We start from the raw sequence: 23248 nt of genomic DNA on the forward strand, positions 1-23248 counted from the left end.
GCGCCCCCGGGGCTGGATCGCCCGGGGGCGTGCGTCTCCAGCGCACGGGCTGCAGAATCCGCACAACCGTTCTTCCCGATCAGGTCACAGGAAAACGCCCCCGACTTCTGGAATCGGGGGCGCTCTCGTGGGGAAACCCGGTATCAGGCAACGGAGCCGGTCACAGGAAAATCATGCATACCGGACACCGGGGGTGGAAAGGGTCATTTCAACAGCACCATTTTGCGGCTGAGACTGCGCCCATCGGCCTGAAGACGATAGATGTACACGCCACTGGCCAGACCATTACCGTCAAAATCCAGTGTGTAGTTGCCCGCCGGCTGTACGCCATCGACGAGGGTCGCCACCAGGGCCCCGCGCAGATTGAAGACCTGCAGGCGCACCTGGTGCTGGCGCTCGAGTTCATAGGAGAGGCTGGTCACCGGATTGAAAGGATTGGGCCAGTTGGCCCACAGCGCCAGTTCGGCGGGCAGGCCCGGCTCTTCGTCCAGATCGGTGCTGCCGCGCAGACTCAGGTCGAAGTTCAGCAGGCGCGTGTAGGCATCGGATTCATCGGCCTGCACCTGGGACTGGCCACTGTGATACCCGGCCAGACTGCAGTACACCACATAGCTGTTCTGGTCGACCAGGCCAGCCAGGCTGTAGGCCCCCTGGGGACCGCTGAGCGCCCAGCGCACATCCTGCCCATCGGTCGAGACCGCCAGCAGCAGCGCTCCCGCCAGGGGCAGGCCCGCTTCGCTGCGCACCAAGCCGGTGACCGTGCTGGCCCCTGCGCTGGTGGCCAGACTGCGCACGCTCATGTCCTGGTTCGTCATGTCCGTGCTGCCGCTGTAGGACATGGCTCCATCCAGGCTCCAGCTGTCTCCCGAGAACACGGGCATGTGTCCCGGGGCGAAGTAGAGCAGGGTCAGGCGATGATCGCCATCGTTGCCCACCCGGTAGTTGCCCTGCAGATCGGTGGGCACGGTGCACAATGCGCCCGTGTCCGCATCCAGGGCCACCACCAGACCATCGGCGCGCGCCTCGCCGGACTGGTCCAGCAGCCTGCCGCTGATGCTGTTCTGGGCGTCGGCGGCGGCCGTCAGGTTGAAGTTCAGGTTGCTGATGCTGGCATCGCTGGTGAAGCTGAACTGGGTGGCATCGGCGAAGCTTTCGGCGTTGCTGAAGAAATCCATCAGATAGCCTTCGCGCTCGGCGGAGATCGAGAAGGGCACGATCGGCAGGCGGTCCAGAATGATGGTGGCGCCCCAGTTGCCCTGCGGGTCCGTGTTCACGCGGGCCTCCTCCAGCTCTCCGGCCGGAGTCCAGAACCGCAGGGCCACGCCGGGAATTCCCTGCAGGTCCGCGTCACTCACACGCCCCGCCAGCTGAATCGTGATCTGGCCACCGTCGACACGCGGAATGCCGAAATTCATGCCGTCACGTACCATCGTGGGTGCCAGGTCGATCACCGTGGCCGCGTCCAGGCTCTGGGCATCCTCCCAGTACTCGGTGTAATCCACGGGGGCTCCGTTGCCTCCGCTGAGCACATGGCAGCGCACGAACCAGGCACCCGCGGGCAGGTCCAGCGACCAGTGTCCCGAGCTGTTGGTGAAGGTGTGGAAGGACAGGGGATCACCGGGTTCGGCGCTGATCGCTTCCACCATCGCATACACCGGCAGGCCCGTGTCCTCGGTGCGCACATTGCCCGCCAGCAGGCCCAGCAGCATGCCGTTGTCGAGGGACATCATCTCGATGTTGACCCGCAAGGTATCCGGGGCATGGTGACCCATCCCGTGCAGGTTCAGCTCCAGCTGGGCTTCGCTGTACCCGTCGGCATTGGCACTCAGGGTGGCGAAAGGCGCGTCCACGGCCAGCGGTCCGAAAGCGAAGTGGCCGTCCTCGTCGGACAGCCCCAGCCATTGCTGGTCACCGGCCTGCAACAGCAGCTCGGCGTCTCCAATGGGGTCATGGCTGAACATGTCAAGCACCCGGCCCAGAATCACCGGATCGTGCGGCTCGCCGTCGTCACGGGCGTTGAGGAACAGGTCAAGGGAATTGTCACCCGGCTGCAGCAGAAGCGGCATGAAGAGCGTGTGATACCCCAAGGCCGCGGCCATCAGTTCACTGCTTCCGCCGTGCAGGCCTTCCAGCAGGAAGTGCCCCAGAGAATCACTTTCAGCCGTCACGGGCTGGCCCATGAATCCGGGAGCCGACAGACAGACGTGCGCCATGGGCATTCCGCTCCCCGCATCGCTGACCGTGCCCGACAGACTGGCGGCCTGCCCATTGCCTTCGAATGGCTCCATGCTGAAATCCAGCACGTTGTCGCCGGTTTCAAGGAAAAACTCCAGGTCAAAGGGAAAGTAGCCGGGAGCATCCGCGTGCAGGTCCGTGGGACCCGAGAAGAGCGGGTGTCCGTGGTCCGTCGAGTAGTTGCCGTCCTCGTCGGTCAGCAGGACCTGGCCGTGATGCGGTCCGGGCAGGTGGATCAGCGCTCCGGGCACTGGAGCTCCGCTGAGGGCATCGCTGACCCGGCCACTGAGAAACGCATCGTGATCGCCGCCGTCGTGCAGCCCGATGTGGCGCGTGTTCTCCCCGGCCCCCAGAGTCACGGCCTGCTCCCAGGGCAGAAAACCCTCGGCATGGGCGTGAAGCACCACGGTGCCGGTGGGCAGTTCATTGAACTGGTAGTGTCCATTCTCGGTGCTGAAGGTTTCCCGGTGCACGCCCTGATTGGTGTCCAGTTCGATGCGCGCACCGGCCACCACTGTGTCACTGCCGTCAATGAACACGGTGCCGCCGAGTGTGGCCAGCTCTCCTCCACCGCCCAGCGGAACCATTTCCAGATCCAGCACGAGCTGCTGGGATGGCTCCAGATCCACCAGCATCTCCAGACTGTGGAACCCTTCCCGCTCGACCCGGAAGTGGCAGATCCCGGGCAGCAGGTTCTCGGCAAGATAGACGCCATTGCCACTGCTGAGGACCACGGGGTGATCGGGCTGCAACAGGAAGTGGAACGCGGCCCCCTGCACGGGCTGGTCATTGTTGGCATTGCGCACGATGCCGGAGAGACGGGCGAGGTCGCCACCGCCCGGATTCTCGAGCAGCAGGTTGCGCGTGTTCAGCCCCTGCCCGGGTGTGAATTCCACACTGCGCGCCAGGTACCCGGGAAAGAATGCGTTGAGATGGCACACGACACCGGCGAGGATTCCGTTGAACTCGTAGTGTCCGTCAGGGCCGCAGACCGTGTTCCGGGGCGGAAACTCGCCCTGATGCAGGGTCAGCTGCGCTCCCGGCAGGACCAGCGAATCGGGGGCGCCGCTGACCATGCCGACCAGGCGGGCGGCCGGAGTGTCGTTGCGCACCAGCACGAAATCATACTCCGTATCCTGGGGGCCAACGGTCACGGCGGGATTCTCGTGTGTCTGGTACAGAGGATGATAGGCGTGGAATGACCCGACCCCGACAAAGGCCGGGTACGACCAGTACCCCGCCTCATCGGTGAACACCAGCATGTCCGTGGGCCCATCGGGACCCACGACCCGCACATTGGCCACACCCTGGCCTTCTCCGTTGGTGGCACGCCCGTGCAGTTCGACCACCTCGGGGAAGGTGTTCTGGGGGTCCATGCCGATGGTGACGCTGTTCTCACCCGGCTGCAGATCCATCAGCAATTCGGCTGGATGATAGCCTTCGCGTGTGACGCTCAGGAACAGCGGTCCGCTCTCGAGACCTTCCAGCACGAACTGGCCAGCCCCATTGCTGAAGACCGGTGGGTATGCGGGCTGGGTATCCACGCGTGCATTGTGCAGCGGCTGGCCGCTCAGGATGTCGAAGACCTGGCCCTGAAGACGGGCGGAAAAGGCGGGCAGGCCAAGCGCCAGAGTCAGCAGGAGTGCCAGCAGGCGGGTGTGGAATGGTCTAGCGGTCATGGGTTGCAATCCTTTCGGGGATGCGTGTGTCCTTGTTGCGCACCGCACGGCTGATCAGGGCGGAGAGGTGAGGATAACTGAGCCCCAGCCTGTCACTCATCAGCTTGCGGTTGTGCTCGTAGCGCTGGAAGAGCCAGGCCAGGATCGTATCGTCGAATTTCTGGTTGATGTCCTTCCAGTCCAGATCGGGGTGCAGCCGGACGAATCGTGTCACGGATGCGGGAGTGGCCGGGGACCCCATCTGGCGGTGGCGCTGGCGCACGTTGCTGAGGGTTCGATGCGCGATTCCCAGTTGCTGCACGGCCTGCTTCTGTGTGCCATGTTCCTGCACGCGCAGCTCCAGCAGGGCATTCTGGAAGATCGTGCGGATTTCCTTGAGGCTGTGTGCCAGAGCGAATGCGAACTCCGCATCGTCCAGAGCCGCGCCCTCATCTGTCGACGTTCCGGGATGGCTCGCGCTGAAACGCACGTGGCTCTCGATGGCTTCCAGTCGGGTGGGAGTGGCCGGATATCCGGCCCTCAGCAGTTCCATCGTGCTGAGATAGGCTCTGGAATGGAACTGCCGGGACGGCTCGAGCTGATTCAGGCTCTCGTGACACTGGGCCAGATACAGGCAGAGCGCGGGTACGATGATCAGCGTGCCCTGCTCCAGGGCGATGTTCAGCCCTTCGGTGAACAATTCGATCGCCTCGGCGTGACATCCTTCCTGCTTGAGGCAGCGTCCCATCAGATCCAGGCTGTCGATGCGCGAGTAGGGGAACTCGGCCAGAGAGAGCGCGTGTGCCAGCTCCTGCATGCCCTGGTCGCGCTTGCCCTGCTGGATGTGTAGCATGCCCAGATCATTCAGCATCAGGGCCCGACAGAACTGCAGCTCAGGTCCGGCGGCCAGCTCCAGTCCGCGCAGGCACCAGGCCTCCGCGTCTTCGGGCCGCGAATCCACCAGGGCCAGCTGGGCCAGCATGCGGAAGTGCGCCACCGCGGTGGCCTTCTGACCATGCTGCATGAACCACTGAGCCGAGAGTTCCAGCTGGGCGGCCACGGACTCGCCACGAGCGGCCTGCAGCGCCAACCTGTAGTAATGATGCTGGCGCCGGAGAAACTCGGACCGGGCCAGACGCTGGATGTTGTCCAGCATCGAGCCAGCAGCGTCGGAATTGCCGATCAGCATCAGGAAACGCGCCATCTCCAGTTGCACGAAGGCCCGCTGCTCGGCATCGGTCGCGGGAGTCAGGAGGCTCCAGGCCTGGCCCAGCAACTGCCCGCCTTCGCGCAGCCGCATCTGGCTGTTCAGTCCGCGCGCCAGTCCGGCAAGCAGCACCGCCTTGTGCGAAGGGTCGCGTTCCAGTTGCAGGAGGGTGCGAAAGGCCTGACAGGTATCGGGAATGGTCTTTCCGCAGAACATGGAAAGGTGGCCGACCGCATCCAGCCACTTGGAATCGGGTTGAACTCCGTCCAGTGGGCCCAGCTCTGAGGTCGGGGACGGCCCCATGCGGAAGACTGCCGGCAGAAACGCGGTATGGGGAGCTGTGTTCATGGCGCGAAACCTGCCATCTGCTGACCGGGTTTGCCAGAAATTTTTCCATCTGGTCGCATTTTTTTCCAACCTCCCGGGACTCCTGTCCGGTCAATTCCATTGAAACAGCCTGCGATCGGAAGTCTGGACGGTCGCGCGGGGCACACGGTCGACGAGTCGAGGTCAGGGAATCCGTCGGGCTGCCGGATGAACATCCAGCTCCCAGCAGAACTCACCCTGTGGGTGGAGCCAGGTCCGCCTGGTCCGTCTTCCGGGATCCGGTTCCGGGCTGGCCGTGCTGAAGGTGGCGCAGAGGCGATAGCGGGATTCGTCCAGGATCCGGTAGCCATAGTCCGTGCCGTGCATGGGGTCCACCAGTTCGAGCGAGGCCCGGGGATCTTCGGCCAGCACGCGCAGCGAATCGGGCAGGCGGCCATGATCATTCCAGTAGGCATCAATGGCAACGACCAGCCCTTCGAGGTGGCTCACGCGCAGCTCGTCGAGGCGCAGCAGACGCTGCTCGGCGGGAGAGGGCAACACCCCCAGCGAACGGGCCAGCACCAGCAACAGGATCACCAGTACAATGGCGCTGGCGATGCGCAGCAGACGAGCCCCGGTCATGCCAGCTCCTCGGAACTCCGCAGATCGCGGATGTAGTACAGGAACGCCGCACCGGCCAGCAGGGCCACCACAGCCACTTTCAACAGAAAACGCACCTTCAGATCACCGTCGAGCAGGTTGTAGACCAGTACCACCAGGTCTCCCATCAGGCTGCTGGCCGCGATGAACAGGGTCAGGGCGGTCAGCCACTGGCGCACGCGCGAGGCACGTCGCATGGGCTCTTCGATCAGACTGCGGGTCAGTCGCCAGTTGAGCGCCAGGAACAGCGGAGCACAGATCACCAGCCAGGAAATGGCCCAGCGGATGGTGGTCTGGCGTCCATTGGTGGTCATGTACTCCAGAGGATCGGGAAAGGCCTGTTCGATCAACTGGAAGGCCAGGGTCCCCAGGTTCCAGAGACCGATGTACAGCGCCAGAAACAGCAGCAGGTAGAACCAGGTCTCGCGCGGCGACACACCGGGGCGCGGACGGGGAACGGGCAGCGGCGACTCACTGTCAGCCCAGGCCTGCAACGCGCGCTCGATATCTCGCTGGCTCCAGCCAGCCGCCAGCAGGCTCTCGGCAATGCTGGCTCTGGTCATTCCGTGTGACAATGCGCTGTGAACGAAACGGCCCAGTTCGGGGGATTGGCTGCCCATCGTGAGACCCTCCTGCACTCGTGTGACTCAGGCGCGACTGCGTTCAACCAGTGCCGCGAAGCCCTGGCGCAACATCTGCTCGGCGTCGTCGAACTCCAGCATCCGGCTGCGATGGATGTAGGCCAGAAACAACCCGACCCAGGCGAAGACGAAGGTCTTCTCGTTGAGATCGGCGCGCAGGTCGCCTTCGTCGATGGCCAGGCGCACGGCGCGCTCGAAGGTGTCGTACAGTCGGCGCTGATAGAGCACCAGCTGATCGTGGATCTCGCCGGGCCGGTCGTCGAACTCGAAGGCGCTGGACATGATCAGGCAGCCGCCGGGCAGGAACTCGGCATTCTCCCAGGCCAGCCAGCCTTCGAAGAGCGCCTGCACGCGCTCCAATCCACGCGCCTTTTCAAGCGCGGGGTCGAAGACGAAGTGCACCCAGCGTTCGGCCGTGGCTTCCACGACCATCTTCTGGAGGTTTTCCTTGGACTGGAAATGGGCGAACAACCCGCTCTTCGACATGTGAAGCGTGCGGGCCAGGTTGCCTATGGTCAGACCTTCGAGTCCAAGGATGCTGGCCATGCGGATGGCCTGGTCGAGGATCTGTTCGCGGGTTCGGATGCCTTTCATGGCCCGAGAATAGAAAAAGACGATTTCACTTGCGAATTAGATCGATCGTTCGTTTTCTTATGGCACGATCGTTCGGTTTATTCACAGCAGCTGGACCCCTACAAGCGGCTGCTTCAACCCGGATCCCTGGAGGTGACCATGAATCGCAATGCAACGACCGCCCTGCCTGAAGACATTTCACGACCGTTCAGGACACTCAACCCGTTCTCCGCTTCCACCCTGCTGGCCGCGCTGATGCTTCTGGCGGGCATGATCCCGAGCGTCCAGGCGGCGCGGATCACCAACGCGGGTCCACGAGTGGGCATGATGGTGCTCAAGGGGGCCGACAAGAATCATGCGGCCGACGCCGACATGTCCTCGATGCTGAGCGCATTCGGTTGGCACATGGAAACCGAATTCTCCAGCACCATTGGTGGCGCGCGTGGCAACACCTCGCTGGTGCTGCTGGCCGTTGGCGCCGATCAGGGCAAGCTGCTGCCGAGCGCCACCTGGCTGATCGGTGCCCGCAGCCCGGGCGGCTGGGAAGTGGGCATGGGTCCCAACGCCAGTCTGGCGGGCAGTGGATTCACCGTGGCCATGGGGCGCACCCGCAAGAGCGGTGAACTGAACCTGCCCTTCAATGTGGCCGGCACCTTCTCCCCTGACAGCTTCCGCCTCAGCCTGCTCACCGGCTTCAACATGCGCAGTGACGACATGGACACCCGCTCGCGTCACCGCGTGCGCTGACAGTTTTCAGGCAAGTGGATGAGCGCACTCGTGCGCCCGTACTGATTCCACCCCCTTTGCGCAGCAGAGTCAGCCAGCGTGGGCCACAGAAGACACATGTCGACCAACCGAGGCGAAGCCATCCATACCTCCCCCCACGAACTGGGGGAAGGTGGCTTGGCTTCGACTCGGACAATCAGAAGCTGGGAGCAGGGGACCACTCCAGCTGACTCTGCACCGCAATCGGGCAATTCCATGGGAGGATTCCATGCTTGTCAACCCCGGGCGAATCACGATCCTGGCATTGTTGCTGGCACTTCTGTCCAGTCACACATTCGCGCAGTCCCCGTCAGAAAGCGCCGGAATCCTCCAATCGGATGGTTCTGAAGTCAGGACACTGAACATCAAGAGTTGCAATGACTCCAGGTTGAGTGGAGTACAACAGGCAACGCTGCACCACTCGTCGGCTGGTTGGTTCTGGGGAGGAGTCGGCTCCGGGCTTGTTCTGGGGCCGATCGGAGCAGCGGCGATCACGCTGTCCGCGCGTTCGTCCAGCCCGATTCCACCTGAGATCCCGCAGGATGTCAGCAGGCAGTGCTTCCTCGAGGGCTATGATTCCACAGCCAGACGACAGAATGTGGGTCGAGCACTCTGCGGTGGATTGATCGGGACAGCCATTCTGACTGCCGCGACCGTGTACTCGCTCAATCACATGAGTCCGGATCTGAACCCGAGGATCTACTGATCAGGAAACGAGTGTGGTGACGGTCCCTTCGACCGTCATTGTGTCCGAGGTGGCGTCCGTCGAGGTGGCGGACAAGGTGGTGGACGAGGTGGCGGTCAGGATGAGGGTCGAAGCGATTGACGTCGCATCGCCCGCGCTGATGGGCGCGACGGCGGTCCCCCGCCGTTGCCTGATGTTGATGCCTCATTCGGGGCATGGCGGGGGATGAGACGCAAGCACTCAGCGCAAGGGAATGGGCACGCTGCGCGTTGCCCATCCTGCGGATCTATTGCCGAAGTACCGGCGCTGGAGCCAATGACCTGGGTGAATCCGAGGAGCGTTTGTCCAGGCAGCAATCCGCTGTCGGGGAATTGTGTCAGTCCTTCTGGACGGGAACTCCCTGATCGGCCACCACGTCGCCTCCGCTCATGCCTGTGTGACGGTAGTAGATCTGCAGGTACTCGTAGGCCAGATCGCTGGGAATGGAATCGTAGCGGCCCAGGTGCGCGTTGTTGAAGCCTTCGGCCAGGCCGCTGACTCGCAGCATGCCCTGCCCCACGGCCACTTCGCTGGCCAGTACCATGCCGCGCTCGTCGCTGTAGAAGGGCGTGCCACCCAGGACCTGGCGCGCATTCTCAAGGTACACCGGAAAGCGTGTCCCGGAACCGACCAGACGCGCATCACGCACGTTCTGCTCGCCCAGTTCGATGCCATATCCCCGCAGCCAGTCGTTGAGGTCACCGCAGTCCTGCCCCGGCATTGAGGCCACCAGGACTTGCCCGCCTTCCTTCATGAACAGATCCAGTTCCTTGCGGAAATCGGGAGCCGGTGCGCCCATGGGATTCAGCAGGATGTACTGGCGTGTGCCCGGGAAGAGGGTCTGGCTGGCGCGCTCGGGAATGTCGCCGGAACGGTAGAGCCAGACATAGAAAGTTTCCATGTTCAGCGGGTCGTCGTGATCCAGCTTGTTCTTCGCGGGCAGCTCGATCCGGGAGAGGCCGGTATCCAGCACGACCCCCGGGAGTTCGTGGCGTCGTTCGGGCATGGTGTACACGGACGCGTTGATCGCCTTCACCAACGGAATCACCAGGGCGGCCGTCAGAGCCAGCGCCAGCAGCCAGTCCACGCGGCCCGTTCCGCCTCGACGCAGGGCACCCAGGCCCAGCAGCAGGGCCAGCAGGCCGAAGATCCAGCGCTCGTCGACAGGCAGGGATTTCTGGTTCAGCCAGCCCACGATGCCCATCAGGTGTTCCAGCCGACCCTCGAGGAACATGGCGAAGTTGCTGTAGGTCGTGCTGTCGCTGAAACCCAGCACCTTGCCCTTGCCGTAGCGCACGGACACCACCTGGAACAGGTTGCCCCAGCGCAGTTCCGTGCGTGGATAGTAGACATCGAAGAAGTTGGAGGTGGCGTAGCTCAGCAGGTCGCTGCCGGTCTGGGGGCCGCGTGACACGCAGCGGGTGTTCCAGCCGGGCCTGATGCTGCACCCCGTGAGATAGCGGTACCAGGGCAGATTCTGGAAAGCCGGGTGGGCGATCACATCGTCCTGCTGCCAGAACTGGTCCTCCGTGCTCAGCAGGTCGAAGACCGTGTCCTTGTTGTAGATGAAACCAAAGTGCCGGGTCAGTTCGTTGAGAAAGGTGCTCATCCCGAACACGTCGGTATGATCGCTGATCAGGTACAGCCCCCCGCCCGCGTGCACGAAGTCCAGCACGGAACGGATTTCATCCTCGGAATAGGCCCGGGTCGGGGTCTTGAGGATCAGCACATCCACCGTGTCCAGCAGGGCGGGCGTGAGCGGATCGAAGTTGATGCGCGAATCGTAATGGCGCGCCAGCAGGCGGCCCAACCCATGATAGTTGTAGGTGGTGCGGGTACCGAACTGGGTGGTGTTCATGGGGTCGCCCGTCCACTCCCAGTCGCTGTGGCCATCGTCCACCAGCACCCGGCCCGGGTTGGCACCCAGGGGAAGCTCGAGGAACACCGCCAGCCAGAAACAGAGTGCGGCACCGAAGGCCAGCAGCAGCGACTTCCGCGAGGGTGCCGCAAGTTCCGATACGGCAGCCGGTTGCAACCCACTGGCCAGCAGGCCCGCCAGCAGGATGGGCGGCAGGCCGGTGAGCGCCTGGTAGAGCGGACTCCAGGGCACTTCAAAATCGTAGAGCATGGGCGCCAGCTGGCTCTGGAACACGAAGATCAGCGCACCCCAGAGACTGGCCAGTGCCACCAGGATGCCCAGCCGCGCCAGGCCGGACAGCACAGGGCGAGCTCCTGAAGAGGAGGCCAACAATGCACGCAGCCAGAAGACCAGGAACAGTCCCAGTGCCAGCACGCGGTAATACAGGCCCGTCCATTCACCGCCCAGGGAGAACGGCAGCATTTCGTCCGGTGTCCCCAATACCCAGTCGGCCCCCAGCATGGCCGCATTGCTGCCGCCGGCCCTTGCGATGGCCTGCGCCAGCAGACCGGTGATGGCATCCCGTGGCAGCATGGCATGCAGGTAGGAAGCGGGAAGAATCAACGCATGTCCCAGAGTTCCCGCGGCCCCCGCGAACACCAGAGCCCATCCGGTGCGAGCACAGGACCCGCCCGGAATCAGCAGGGCCAGCGCGCCGCCCGCCAGCAGGACCACTCCCGGCATCCAGGCCGAAGGCAGCAACCACAGCAGAGCCAGCGCGGACAGCAGAAGTGCCGCAGCCTGCGGGCGTGAGACAGCAGGTGCGCCCCCCCCGATCCAGCGGGCAGCCACGGCGACCCCCAGCAGCAGCGCACTCCAGCCCATGCCGTGCTCGGGCAGAACATACAGGGGGCTCAGGCAGGTGGCCGAGGCGATGCCGGCCCAGACGGCCAGCGCGGTCCAGGTTGTGGTCTGGCGGGTCATTTGCGGGTCCCTCCACCGGCTGGAGTGGGCCGGGCGGGCAACTCCACCGAATTCCCCGGGGGAGATGTGCGGGGTGTCACACCGGGTTGAGGCTGCGGTCGGGGCATCGGTGTCTGCCGTCCGGCGGCCCCACCGGGTCGCATGCCACCGGGGAAGCGCGGTGGCCCCCCGGGTTGCCCCGCAGTGCTGGAGTGGATCTGGGGCAGATTGAACATGCCATACACCAACTGCTGACGTTTGTTCAGGCGGTCCGGCGGCAGGTCCGGCCCCGGAGTCAGGACTCGGTTCAGACTGTCGGAGTACTGTTCCATCCACGCACGCAGGGCGGGAGCCACTGGAGTGGGGCGCTGCTGGGGTTGCATGGAATCAAGGAACCGGCGTGCCGTGTTGAGGGGCCGCCCGTTGCGTTGCGAGCCCTCGAGACTCCACTTGGTCAGCAGGTGTTCGTCGCCCATGATGCTGACCATGCCCTTGCCGATGTGCTTCATGCCCACGATGGGATAGTCCCAACAACTGATCAGGGTATCCAGAGCGCCTTCAGTACTCATCACGGGCCAGGCCTCGTAGAACTGGAATTCGGCCGGCGTGCCCTGGCGCGTGCGGCTCTCGGGAGCCGTTCCAAGCGGCGTATCACCAATATCCAGCTGAAGTTCCTCGAGCAGAGGCAGCAGTGCATCCCGGCGGCGCCAGTCTCCGGCGATCATCAGCCTGCCCCCATTCTCGACCCAGGTACGCAACTGGCGCGATTCACGCGGCGTCCAGCGGCGTGCGCTGCCATTCACCAGAAACCAGTGACACCCCTCGAGCTGGCGCACATCGAAATCCCAGAGAAAGAGCGGCAGCTTGTTGGAATTGTAACACGCCTCCACCAAGGACATCACACTCCAATCCATCGTGCTGCTGCTGTGGAAGGATGGCAGATGAGAATAGTCGATCCAGCAGATCGCCTCCTTGCGCACAGCCACTGGGCTGGCCTGACTGCCCTGAACCCAGGCGGCCGCCAGCAGCATGCCCGAGGCCGGCAAGGCCCAGGCCAGCAGACTGCGAACACGCCCATCGGCCAGCAGCAGGGGCAACGCGACCATCAACAGCAACCAGCCCAGCAGGGGCCAGACCGGGTGGCGTCCGAAGACGGGATGGGCCAGCAACCCGCGCACCAGATTCAGATGGAACGGCCAGACCTGGGGCGTGCTCAGGCTCATCAGGCCAGAGGTATCTCCGATGGCGCAGATCACACCACTGCCGCGAGCCTGGCTGGCGACCAACACGATGCTGCCGAAGCGCTCGTCCCAGCCGTAGCGGTTGTCACCCATCTTGCCGCGAGGGTTGTCCGGATTGCCCCGGTCGGAAAAGGCCATGGTGCCCACAATCATTGGCTGGGCAGGCCATCCGGTCTGCAGCGAACCGCCGATGCTGATTCCCAGCTGCTGGGCATTGCGCATCCCGCGGGTCGTGGGGCCGGGCAGGTATCGTTGCACATGATTCCAGTTCCAGCCGCGCCAGGCGGGAATCGCGCTGTCGTCCTTGAGTCTCATGCTGGTTTCGCGCAGCAGGTCGTTCACACCCGAACGGATGTCATTGACGTTGGTGTGTTCGCCCACCAGCACCAGCGCGCCGCCATTGTCGGTCCACTCCATCAGGGTGTCACGCAGTTCACGGGGCAGGGGCTCGGTGGGATGGATCACGAAGACCAGGTCGTAGTCATCTGCGCGTCGCTGGAGTTCCTCGTCCTTGAGAATGTCCACCCGGGCGCCCCAACGCTTCAGCACCTCCAGCAGCCCACCCATGCGCGGACCGGGCCGGGTGCCCTCCCGCGTGCTCTCCCAGGACCAGTCCCCCTCCTCGCGAAAGGCGATCGTCACCCCGTCAAGAGACGCGCGGGACGCGGGCAGGGCCGCATGCCACACGATCGCCAGTCCAAGCACGGCCAGCACGGGCAGGGCCCAACCGGGAAGCCGTGCACGGAAGGACGAGGTTCCGGCTGGATTCGCGCGCAGCAGAAGTTCCAGCAGCAGCATGCCGCAGGCGAACCAGGCCAGGGGGAAGAGGTCGATGTTCGCCGGTGGCACATCAAGTGATCCGATCCAGACCCCCATCGCGATCAGTCCGCCCAGCAGGGCACTGGTTCCGGCCAGCACACTGCGCGAAGCCCGCAGGACAAGTCCCGCCAGCAGCCGGATTGCGAAATGGAACACCAGCAGGAACACTCCCGTGCTGTCGCCCCACTGCAGATTGCGATCCGCCAGAGAGCCCAGGAATCCGGTGACATGCAGCGAAAGCCAGTCGGAGAGCCAGAAAAGCTGTGGTGTCGAGAACAGCAGACTGCCCGCGGCCGCCAGAAGCATCACGACCGCGGGATGGCGCAGGCCTGGATGCCGCAGAAAAAGGAACACGGCCAGTGGCAGCAGAAAGAAGGCACTCAGGCCGGGCACGCTGAAGAACACGACCAGCAAGGCGGGAATCGCCCAGAGATCGTGGCGGCTTCCTTGCAGAGGAAGCAGTGCCAGCAGGGTACCGGGCAGCAACAGCAGCAGGGCAAGGGGGAGTGCACTGGTGCTGTGCAGCACGGGCAGCCAGCCACCGGCGACGAGAGTGCCCAGCCCCAGCAGGAACTCGGCAAGGATGCCCAGTGGCGACAGGCTGTTCGGGAAAAGGCGCCGAATCATGGTGATCACGGAAAGTTCATCCGGTTTTGTGTGTCAATGGGAATTCTGTCGGGGAGACTGCCTTGCGCGTTGCAATGTAGAACCTTGACCGGCGCGAAAGAAAACAAAAGCGGAAGTCCCGAGGATCGGCGGTGTCAGCCAGCGGCCGACAAGAGGCCTGTGCGGGTGAGACCGGACATCTGGATCCATTCCAGGAGCCGCGACTGGCAGCCAGATCCCGGCCAGATCATTGGCCGACAACTTTTCACGGCATTGTGTTGCCCATTCTGAAGTCAGGATCTGAATCATTTCATCGTTATCACAACGACAGAAGAGGTGCGGGCGTCAGATTGTTTCGTAACGCGGTAATGATTCAGCAAGCCGAATAATTCTTGACTTCTACTGTATGGGGCCATACAATGCGCCACAGTGCACCAGCGGCCCCTCCCCCCCGGACTGCCGGTTCTGATCGCTTGCAACACACTGAACTTGAATTCAATCCGAACCACCGGGAGGTAAACCATGTTTGCCCGTTGGACTCCGCTCACTCTCCTGTCCATGCTCGGTGCGGGACTGCTGATCGCCTCAGCGCCGTCCCTGCACGCCGCAGGAAAGACGCCCCTCTTCGATTACCAGACCAAATCCACCGTCCAGCGCTTCAACCAGCAGCTGATCAACGTGGAGAACGGCAAGTCTGCCGCCGAGGAGGGCAATGCGGTCACCAAGCCAGCCGGGCATGCCACGGCCGGAGACATCACGAATCCGCAGATGGATCCCGCCTGCCAGACCAACCCACAGTTCGACCCGGCCTGTCAGACCAATCCCGCGACCGATCCGGACTGCGTGACCAATCCGGTCACGGACCCGGCCTGTCGCACGAATCCGCAGTTCGATCCGACCTGCGTGCCCACCGACCCGGCCGTGGACCCCAATTGCATGACCAATCCGGATTTCGACCCGGCCTGCGTGCCCACCAATCCTCAGATCGACCCGACCTGCCAGACCAATCCCGACTACGATCCGGTCTGCGGTCCTACCAATCCGGCCTTCGACCCGACCTGTCAGACCAATCCCGACTGGGATCCCGATTGCCAACCGACCAATCCCTCCTGGGACCCGATGTGCAACACTAATCCCCAGTACGATCCGACCTGCACCACCGACCCGTCGGTGAATCCTGAGTGTTACCAGACCAATCCGCAGTATCACTCGGCCTGTCAGACCCAGCCCCAGTGGGACCCCGCCTGCGGCTTCACCGATCCGGCCATGGATCCGAACTGCTTCACCAATTCGGCATACATGCCCGAGTGCAGCACCAACCCGCAGTTCGACCCTTACTGCGAGACGAATCCCCAGTACATGGCGGGCTGCGACACCAATCCGATCTACAACCCGGATTGCTACACCAACACGTTCTTCGATCCCAGCTGTCTGACTCAGCCAGCCTACGACCCGCACTGCTTCACGAATCCGGTGGACGGAACCAGCTGCGTGTCTAACCCGCTCTATGATCCGAGTTGCGAGACCAACCCGGTGTATGGCTTCTGCCAGACCAACCCCGACTTCGAACCGGGCTGTGAGACAAACCCACTGTACCAGTCTTCCTGCGTGACCAGCACCTACTTTGACCCGTTCTGCCATACCAACCCACAGTATGCGCCGTCCTGTGCCACCAACCCTGAATTTGACGCGACCTGCAGCACCAACCCGCTGTATTCGCCCAATTGCCTGACGAACCCCGACCTGGATCCGCTCTGCGAGACCAACCCGGCCTGGGGCATTCCGTGCAGCACCAATCCCCAGTACACGCCCAATTGCGTGACCAACCCGCTGTACCAGAGCGCGTGCGAGACCAACCCGAATTATGTCGAGCATTGCGACACCAATCCGGTGTACACACCCAACTGCGAGACCAACCCGATCTGGAGCGAGGCCTGCACCACCAACCCGGACTGGGACTTCTGCCACACCAATCCGCAGTATGGCCCGACCTGCCAGACCAATCCGCAGTACTTCCCCGAGTGCCAGACCAACCCGGCCTGGTCCAGTGCCTGCTCCACCAATCCGCAGCACGATCCGCATTGCGAAACCAATCCGGAGTATCAGGCCAACTGCCAGACAAACCCGCTGTTCAATCCGCTGTGCAGCACCGACCCCAGCTTCGATCCGGGCTGCCATACCGATCCGGATTTCGATCCGGCCTGCTACACCAATATGTGGTACGGTGGGTTCTGCGAGACCAATCCGATCTATGACACTCCCTGTGAGACCAACCCGGCCTGGGGCTTCTGCACCACAAACCCGACGGTCGAGCCGAATTGCCAGACCAATCCGCAGTACAGCCTGAACTGCAGCACCGATCCGTATTTCGACCCGTCCTGCTACACCAATCCGGCCAGCAGTCCCTTCTGCGTTACAAACCCGGACTACATGGCGGACTGCAACACCAACCCAGTGTACCAGGCAAGCTGCAGCACCAATCCGGATTTCGACCCCGATTGCCAGACCAATCCGAGCTGGGGCGGCGACTGCAGCACCAATCCGCAGTACGATCCGGCCTGCCTGACCAATGCGCTGTACGATCCGGCCTGCCATACCAATCCGTTCTTCGACAGCCACTGCGAGACCAACCCGCAGTACTTCGAGAACTGCAGCACCAACCCGATCTATCAGTCGGGCTGCGACACCAATCCGGACTACGGATTCTGCATCACCAACCCGAACCATTTCCCGGGCTGCCACACCAATCCGCAGTACTATCTGGATTGCAACACCAACCCGAACTGGGTCTCGACCTGCATGACCAGTCCGCAATTCGACCCGACCTGTCAGGTGACCAATCCGGATCTGTATGCCAACTGCCACACCAACCCGGACTACAGCCCACTGTGCCAGATGACCAATCCGGAATACTCCCCGGAATGCCAGACCGATCCGTCCTGGGATCCCACCTGTCTGGACACCAATCCGGTGTTCTCACCGAATTGCTACACCAACCCGGTGCATGATCCGACCTGCCTGACACATCCGCAGTTCCAGCCGGAGTGCGAGACCAACCCGCAGTTCCTGCCCGGTTGCGACACCAACCCGATCTACAACCCGGATTGCTGGTCGAATCCCTTCTTTGACCCGACCTGTTCGACCAATCCGAACTACGACCCGACCTGCTTCACCAACCCGGTGGATGGCACGAGTTGCGTCTCCAACCCGCTCTACAATCCGCAGTGCGATACCAATCCGTCCTGGGGATTCTGCCAGACCGATCCGCAGTACGAGCCCGATTGCAATACGGATCCGCTCTTCAACCCGACCTGCGTGACCAATCCGTACTTCGATCCTTCGTGCCACACGAATCCGGCCTACACTCCGGATTGCGAGACCAATCCGCAATACCAGCCGGGATGCGATACCAATCCGCTGTACAACCCGGCCTGCCAGACGCACCCGGACTTCGACCAGCAGTGCCAGACCAATCCGGCCTATGGCGTGATCTGCGATACCAATCCGCAGTACAGTCCGAATTGCGAGACCAATCCGTTCTACGCGGCGGATTGCGCCACCAACCCGCAGTTCGACACCTTCTGCGAGACGAATCCGCAGTACACCCCGAACTGCTCGACCAACCCGCTCTTCGATTACAGCTGCGAGACCAATCCGGCCTGGGACTTCTGCGTGACCAACACCCTGTTCGACCCGTCCTGCGACACGAACCCGCAGTACTTCGATCATTGCAACACCAACCCGGTGCACGATCCGCAGTGCCACACCAACCCGCAGTTCGACCACCACTGCCAGACCAATCCTGAGTTTGGTCCGGACTGCACGACCAATCCGCTGTGGCAGGTGAGTTGCGAGACCAGTCCCTTCTACGATCCGGGTTGCGTGACCCAGCCGGCCTACGACCCGCATTGCTTCACCAACCCCGTGGACGGTACGGTCTGCGACACCAACCCGATCTACCAGCCCGGTTGCGAAACCAATCCGGCCTATGGGTTCTGCACCACCAACCCGGAATTCGAACCCGGTTGCGAGAGCAATCCGCAGTACAGCCCGTTCTGCACGACCAACCCGAGTCACGATCCGGATTGCACGTCAAACCCGGCCTACAGCCCGTTCTGCGACACCAACCCGGCCTACAACCCGGATTGCAGCACCAACCCGATCTACGATCCGGCGGCCTGCCTGACGCACCCGGTCTACGATCCGCAGTGCCAGACCAATCCCGACTGGGGTGTGATCTGCACCACGAATCCGACCTACGACCCGGCCTGCATGACCAATACGCAGTTCGATCCGGCCTGCATGACCAATCCATACCTGGATCCGCATTGCAGCACGAACCCGTCGATTCACCCGGGCTGCAGCACCAATCCGATCTTCAACCAGAATTGTCAGACCAACCCGGTGCATGGCTTCTGCCTGACCAATCCCTTCTGGCACGGTGGCTGCAACACGAACCCGGCGTTCTATCCGTGGTGCTCGACCGATCCCACCTGGGATCCGGCCTGCGTCACCAATCCTGCGCTCGATCCGGGCTGCGCCTTCACCGATCCGGCGTTCAATCCCTTCTGCGCGACCAACCCGATGTGGGACAACAGCTGCGTGACCCGGCCCCAGTACGACCCGGGCTGCCAGACCAACCCGCATTGGCAGTTGAACTGCTGCATCTCGGTCAGCGAGCTCGAGATTCAGCTGGTGAACCTTGATCCGGTGATCCAGATCCACTGGAACGATGTGCCGTACGCCACGTCCTATCGGGTCGAGGGACGCCGCGCCACCGGACGCTGGATCGTGATCGGCGAAACCACCGAGACCTTCATGGACTTCACGCCTCCGCTGACCACGGCCGACGCGGTGTTCAGCTTCCGCGTGATCACCATCTGCCCGGACCCGCCGATCGAGTCCGATGAAGGCCACCCCGGCCCCCTGGACACACCGGTGCTCCAGCCCGGATATGGTTTCACCCGCTAGTCCACACCACAGCCCACTCAACAGGAACCCCGCCGCGAGGCGGGGTTCTTTCTTTCTTCCCTGGATGATCAGGCGGGAGTATTGAAAGTCAGGTGGCAATGCGGGTGGCGTCGTGCCTGCTGCAAGGCCAGCAACCGCCGCTGGCGTCACGCCTGCTGCAAGGCCAGCAACCGCCGCTGGCATCACGCCTGCTGCAAGGCCAGCACCCTCCGCTGGCATCATGCCTGCTGCAAGGCCAGCAACCGCCGCTGGCAGGACGCCTGCTGCAAGGCCAGCATCCTCCGCTGGCAAAACGCCTGCTGCAAGGCCAGCATCCTCCGCTGGCGCCATGCCTGCTGCAAGGCCAGCATCCTCCGCTGGCACGACGCCTGCTGCAAGGCCAGCAACCTCCGCTGGCATCATGCCTGCTGCAAGGCCAGCATCCTCCGCTGGCAAAACGCCTGCTGCAAGGCCAGCAACCTCCGCTGGCAGGACGCCTGCTGCAAGGCCAGCACCCTCCGCTGGCAAGACGCCTGCTGCAAGGCCAGCAACCGCCGCTGGCAGGACGCCTGCTGCAAGGCCAGCACCCTCCGCTGGCAAGACGCCTGCTGCAAGGCCAGCAACCGCCGCTGGCGTCATGCCTGCTGCAAGGCCAGCAACCTCCGCTGGCAGGACGCCTGCTGCAAGGCCAGCAACCTCCGCTGGCAGGACGCCTGCTGCAAGGCCAGCATCCTCCGCTGGCATCACGCCTGCTGCAAGGCCAGCATCCTCCGCTGGCACAACGCCTGCTGCAAGGCCAGCAACCTCATATCATCTGGGCCCAAGGAATTGGTATCGCCGGGAGGGATGAACGATATTCCGCAATCTCATTTCCCGTTCTGGATCATCGGTCCAGAATTGTCCATCAGCTGGCACCTTCTTGCCAGCAATCCAGACGGACGCTCACCCCGGAAGTCAACAGCAACCCGCCATCCCGGAGGTACCCATGGATTTCGCGACCCTGCTCAATGTTCTGTTCATGGGAGCGCTCAGCCTGATAATCTGGCGCAGCTATCTGGGACGGACCTATGCCGCGAGCCAGATCTACCACACCTTCTGGCCGCGCTTTCTGGCCAGTTTTCCTGACAGCGCTGTGATCGGCCTGATCAACACGGTTGTGGGCATCCTCCTGGCGCTGCCTGTGACCCAGTTTGTGAATGTGGATGAACAACCCGTCCTGCTCGGGACAGTGGCTGTCCTGGCGATCTGTATCCAGATCATCATTCCATTCCTCTACACGATCATGATGCATGCTCGTTCAGGGCAGACCGTCGGCAAGATGTTGACCGGAGTACGGGTCGTGGACGCCATGACAGGAAACCCCATCACCACGAAACAGGCCTGGTTGCGCGATGGCCTGCCTCTCGTGCTCTGGGGACTGGCAATGGTCTACTTCACGGTGAACCTGGCGCTTGAATCCAGCGACCTGCAGGCCTTGAAGACGGGAAACATGCTGGACGGACTGATGGTCTTTCTGTCGCTGTCGATGATCTGGTGGATTCTGGAAATCCTCACGATGTTCAGCAACCCCAAACGACGTGCTCTGCACGACTACATCGCCGGTACGGTTGTGATCCGGATGCACATTCGCGATGACTCCTCAGAACAGTGATGTCCGGAACGGCCACCAAGTCCGACACGGCTCCGGACCAAAGAGAACGGGGTCATCCAGTGGATGGCCCCGTGAGTTTGCAAGCGGTCATGCGTTGGCTCAGTCGAGGCGATGTACCACCAGGCCGCTGCGCAGTTTCGGTTCGAACCAGGTGGACTTGGGAGGCATCACACGTCCGCTGTCGGCCACGGCCATCAGGTCGTCGAGACTGGTGGGATGCATCGCGATGGCCATCACGAATTGGCCCTCGTCCACCCGACGTTCCAGCTCGCGCAGACCACGGATGCCGCCCACGAAGTCGATGCGCTCATCCGTGCGCGGGTCGGCGATGCCCAGCATGCCGGTCAGCACGTGCTCCTGGAGGATGGCCACATCCAGACGGGCCACCGCGTCGTCCACCTCGCTCCACTCCGCAGGGGCTTCCACCTTGTACCAGATGCCATCCAGATACAGGCCGAACTGCCCCTTGCCGCGAGGACGCCATGGCTCGCCGCGGTCCGACATGCGCTCGATCCTGAACTTGGTCGCGAGCTCAGCCAGAAACTGTTCTTCGGTACGATTGTTCAGATCCTTCACGACGCGATTGTAGTCGATGATGTTCAACTGGTCGCTCGGGAAGCACACCGCCATGAAGAAATTGTATTCCTCCTGGCCGGTGTGGGACGGATTCTCGGCACGGCGCTTGGCCCCCACCTTGGCCGCACTGGCACTGCGGTGGTGTCCGTCGGCCACATAGAGCGCACGCACCTTCTGGAAATGGGCGGTGATCTCCTTCTGCACCTTGGGATCATCGACCACCCAGAACTCGTGCTGCACCCCGTCCACTTCGAACCAATACAGACACTTGTGGGCATCGCACCAGTCCTCGACCAGCCTGTCGATCTTCTCGTTGGGGCGGTAAGTCAGAAAAACGGGGCCCGTGTTGGCATTGGTCTCGTCCACATGGCGAATCCGGTCGCGCTCCTTGGTCTCGCGCGTGTGCTCGTGTTTCTTGATGGTGTTGTTCTCGTATTCCTCCACCGAGACGCAGCCCACCACACCGGTCTGGATGTTGCCGTTCATTTCCTGGCGATACAGGTAGAAGCAGGGCCGGTCATCCTGCACCAGGCGCCCCAGTTCGATCATCCGGTCCAGATTCCGGCGGGCCATGGCGTACACCGCATCGTCGTAAGGATTGGTGTCCTCGGGCAGATCGATCTCCGACTTGACCACGTGCAGAAAGCTGTACTCGTTGCCCTCCGCTTCCTGCCTGGCCTCCTTGGAATCCAGCACATCGTAGGGCTTGCTTGCAATGCGCGCGGCCAGATCGGCCCGGGGACGAAAACCGGCGAACGGAACGAAGGTGGCCATGGACAATCTCCTTTGGATCACGGCAACGATGTGCGGACCTGTGGGCCGGCACGGAACACGCTATGGTCGGAATGGAATCGGGCCCGGAACGGTGGCGCCGGGCCCGCGGAAACACTGCGGAATCACAGTCCCAGGACTTCGGCGATGATCTCCACCACCTCGCCCCCGATCCGGTCCTGGGCTTCGCTGGTCTGGGCGCCGATGTGGGGTGTCACACTCACACGGGGATGCGCCGCCAGCGCCTGGTTGAATCCGGGTTCGCTGGCGAAGACATCGATGCCCGCGCCCCCCAGCTTGCCGACTTCGAGCGCGGCCAGCAGGGCGGCTTCGTCCACGGTTCCACCACGGCTGCAGTTGACAAGGATCGCGTCGGGCTTCATGGTCGCAAGTTCGGCGGCCCCGATCAGCGGAGGTGCGCCCTTGCTGTGAGGCACGTTCAGGCTGATGTAATCGCTCTGCGGCAGCAGCTCCTTCAAGCTGCAGCGAGTGGCACCTTCCAGCGGCGCGATATCCGCATAACTGTCGCAGTAAACCACGGACATTCCCAAGGCGAGCGCGCGCTTGGCGGTCTCGCGGCCGATGCGGCCGAAACCGATCACACCCAGGGTGGCCCCATTCAGCTCGCGACCCTCGTAGCGCTTCTTGTTCCATTGGCCCTGGCGCATGGTCACATTGGCATCGGGCAACCAGCGGCTCACGGCGAACATGTGCGCGATGACCAGTTCGGCCACGCTGGCACTGCTGGCGCCGGGTGTGTTGCGCACCGCGATGCCCTTTTCCGCCGCATAGGCGTGATTGATGTTGTCAATGCCCACACCACCCCGGATGAAGAGCCGGCAGTGCCCGGCAGCGGCGGCGTCCACCTCGGGATCACGCAACTGGGTGGCGCTGCGCACCACGACCGCATCCACGAGTTTCAGTTGCGCCAGCAGATCATCACCGGTGTAGTGAGTCGTATCCACGGTCACGCCCAGGCGTTCGAGAGCCTCGATGGCGGATGCGGAAAGCCCGTCGTTCAGCAGAACACGCGGCATGATAGTC

General features: G+C 63.0%; 13 protein-coding genes. 4 read left to right on the top strand and 9 right to left on the bottom strand.

Features of this window, described 5'->3' with window-relative positions; all coding sequences use genetic code 11:
- Positions 1-203: 203 nt before the first annotated feature.
- The 5 genes from H6678_02850 to H6678_02870 form a co-directional block, all read right to left on the bottom strand.
- On the bottom strand, positions 204-3914 hold the full coding sequence (locus H6678_02850) for a carboxypeptidase regulatory-like domain-containing protein (GenBank protein ID MCB9472729.1): 3711 nt from the start codon (positions 3912-3914) through the stop codon (positions 204-206).
- Positions 3904-5448: a hypothetical protein gene (locus H6678_02855; protein MCB9472730.1), complete on the bottom strand. Its 1545-nt coding sequence runs from the start codon at positions 5446-5448 to the stop codon at positions 3904-3906. Before H6678_02855 ends, H6678_02850 begins: the two co-directional genes overlap by 11 nt.
- A 162-nt stretch (positions 5449-5610) precedes the next feature.
- On the bottom strand, positions 5611-6048 hold the full coding sequence (locus H6678_02860; protein ID MCB9472731.1) for a hypothetical protein: 438 nt from the start codon (positions 6046-6048) through the stop codon (positions 5611-5613).
- Positions 6045-6686, bottom strand: a complete 642-nt coding sequence (locus H6678_02865) for a hypothetical protein (protein MCB9472732.1) — start codon at positions 6684-6686, stop codon at positions 6045-6047. The genes H6678_02860 and H6678_02865 overlap by 4 nt, the downstream gene beginning before the upstream one ends.
- A gap of 27 nt (positions 6687-6713) precedes the next feature.
- Positions 6714-7253 (bottom strand): TetR/AcrR family transcriptional regulator, encoded by a 540-nt coding sequence (locus tag H6678_02870; protein MCB9472733.1) that lies wholly within the window; start codon positions 7251-7253, stop codon positions 6714-6716.
- Positions 7254-7439: 186 nt separating this feature from the next.
- On the opposite strand from H6678_02870, the gene H6678_02875 reads away from it, so the two are divergent.
- On the top strand, positions 7440-8027 hold the full coding sequence (locus H6678_02875; GenBank protein MCB9472734.1) for a hypothetical protein: 588 nt from the start codon (positions 7440-7442) through the stop codon (positions 8025-8027).
- Between the two features lie 1079 nt (positions 8028-9106).
- Here H6678_02875 and H6678_02880 read toward each other — a convergent pair.
- Both H6678_02880 and H6678_02885 read right to left on the bottom strand, forming a co-directional pair.
- Complete coding sequence (locus tag H6678_02880; GenBank protein ID MCB9472735.1) at positions 9107-11611, bottom strand: hypothetical protein; 2505 nt, start codon at positions 11609-11611, stop codon at positions 9107-9109.
- Entirely contained in the window at positions 11608-14286 is a 2679-nt protein-coding gene (locus H6678_02885) for a hypothetical protein (protein MCB9472736.1), read from the bottom strand. The genes H6678_02880 and H6678_02885 overlap by 4 nt, the downstream gene beginning before the upstream one ends.
- 492 nt (positions 14287-14778) lie before the next feature.
- Here H6678_02885 and H6678_02890 point away from each other — a divergent pair, with 492 nt between their 5' ends.
- The 3 genes from H6678_02890 to H6678_02900 all read left to right on the top strand — a co-directional run bounded on the left by H6678_02890 (position 14779) and on the right by H6678_02900 (position 20857).
- A complete protein-coding gene (locus H6678_02890) occupies positions 14779-19227 on the top strand; it encodes a hypothetical protein (GenBank protein ID MCB9472737.1) in 4449 nt (1482 codons plus the stop codon).
- 92 nt (positions 19228-19319) lie between these two features.
- Positions 19320-20243, top strand: coding sequence for a hypothetical protein (locus H6678_02895; protein MCB9472738.1), 924 nt, complete (start codon positions 19320-19322; stop codon positions 20241-20243).
- Positions 20192-20857, top strand: a complete 666-nt coding sequence (locus tag H6678_02900; protein MCB9472739.1) for an RDD family protein — start codon at positions 20192-20194, stop codon at positions 20855-20857. The genes H6678_02895 and H6678_02900 overlap by 52 nt, the downstream gene beginning before the upstream one ends.
- Positions 20858-20956: 99 nt before the next feature.
- On the opposite strand, the gene H6678_02905 is transcribed toward H6678_02900, so the two are convergent.
- Complete coding sequence (locus tag H6678_02905) at positions 20957-22207, bottom strand: DUF1015 domain-containing protein (GenBank protein MCB9472740.1); 1251 nt, start codon at positions 22205-22207, stop codon at positions 20957-20959.
- Between the two features lie 122 nt (positions 22208-22329).
- Positions 22330-23241 carry a D-2-hydroxyacid dehydrogenase gene (locus H6678_02910; GenBank protein MCB9472741.1) on the bottom strand — a complete coding sequence of 304 codons (912 nt, stop codon included), beginning with the start codon at positions 23239-23241 and terminating at the stop codon, positions 22330-22332.
- Between the last annotated feature and the right edge of the window lie 7 nt (positions 23242-23248).

It is taken from the genome of Candidatus Delongbacteria bacterium (genome assembly GCA_020634015.1).
Classification (GTDB): Bacteria; CAIWAD01; CAIWAD01; order CAIWAD01; family CAIWAD01; genus JACKCN01.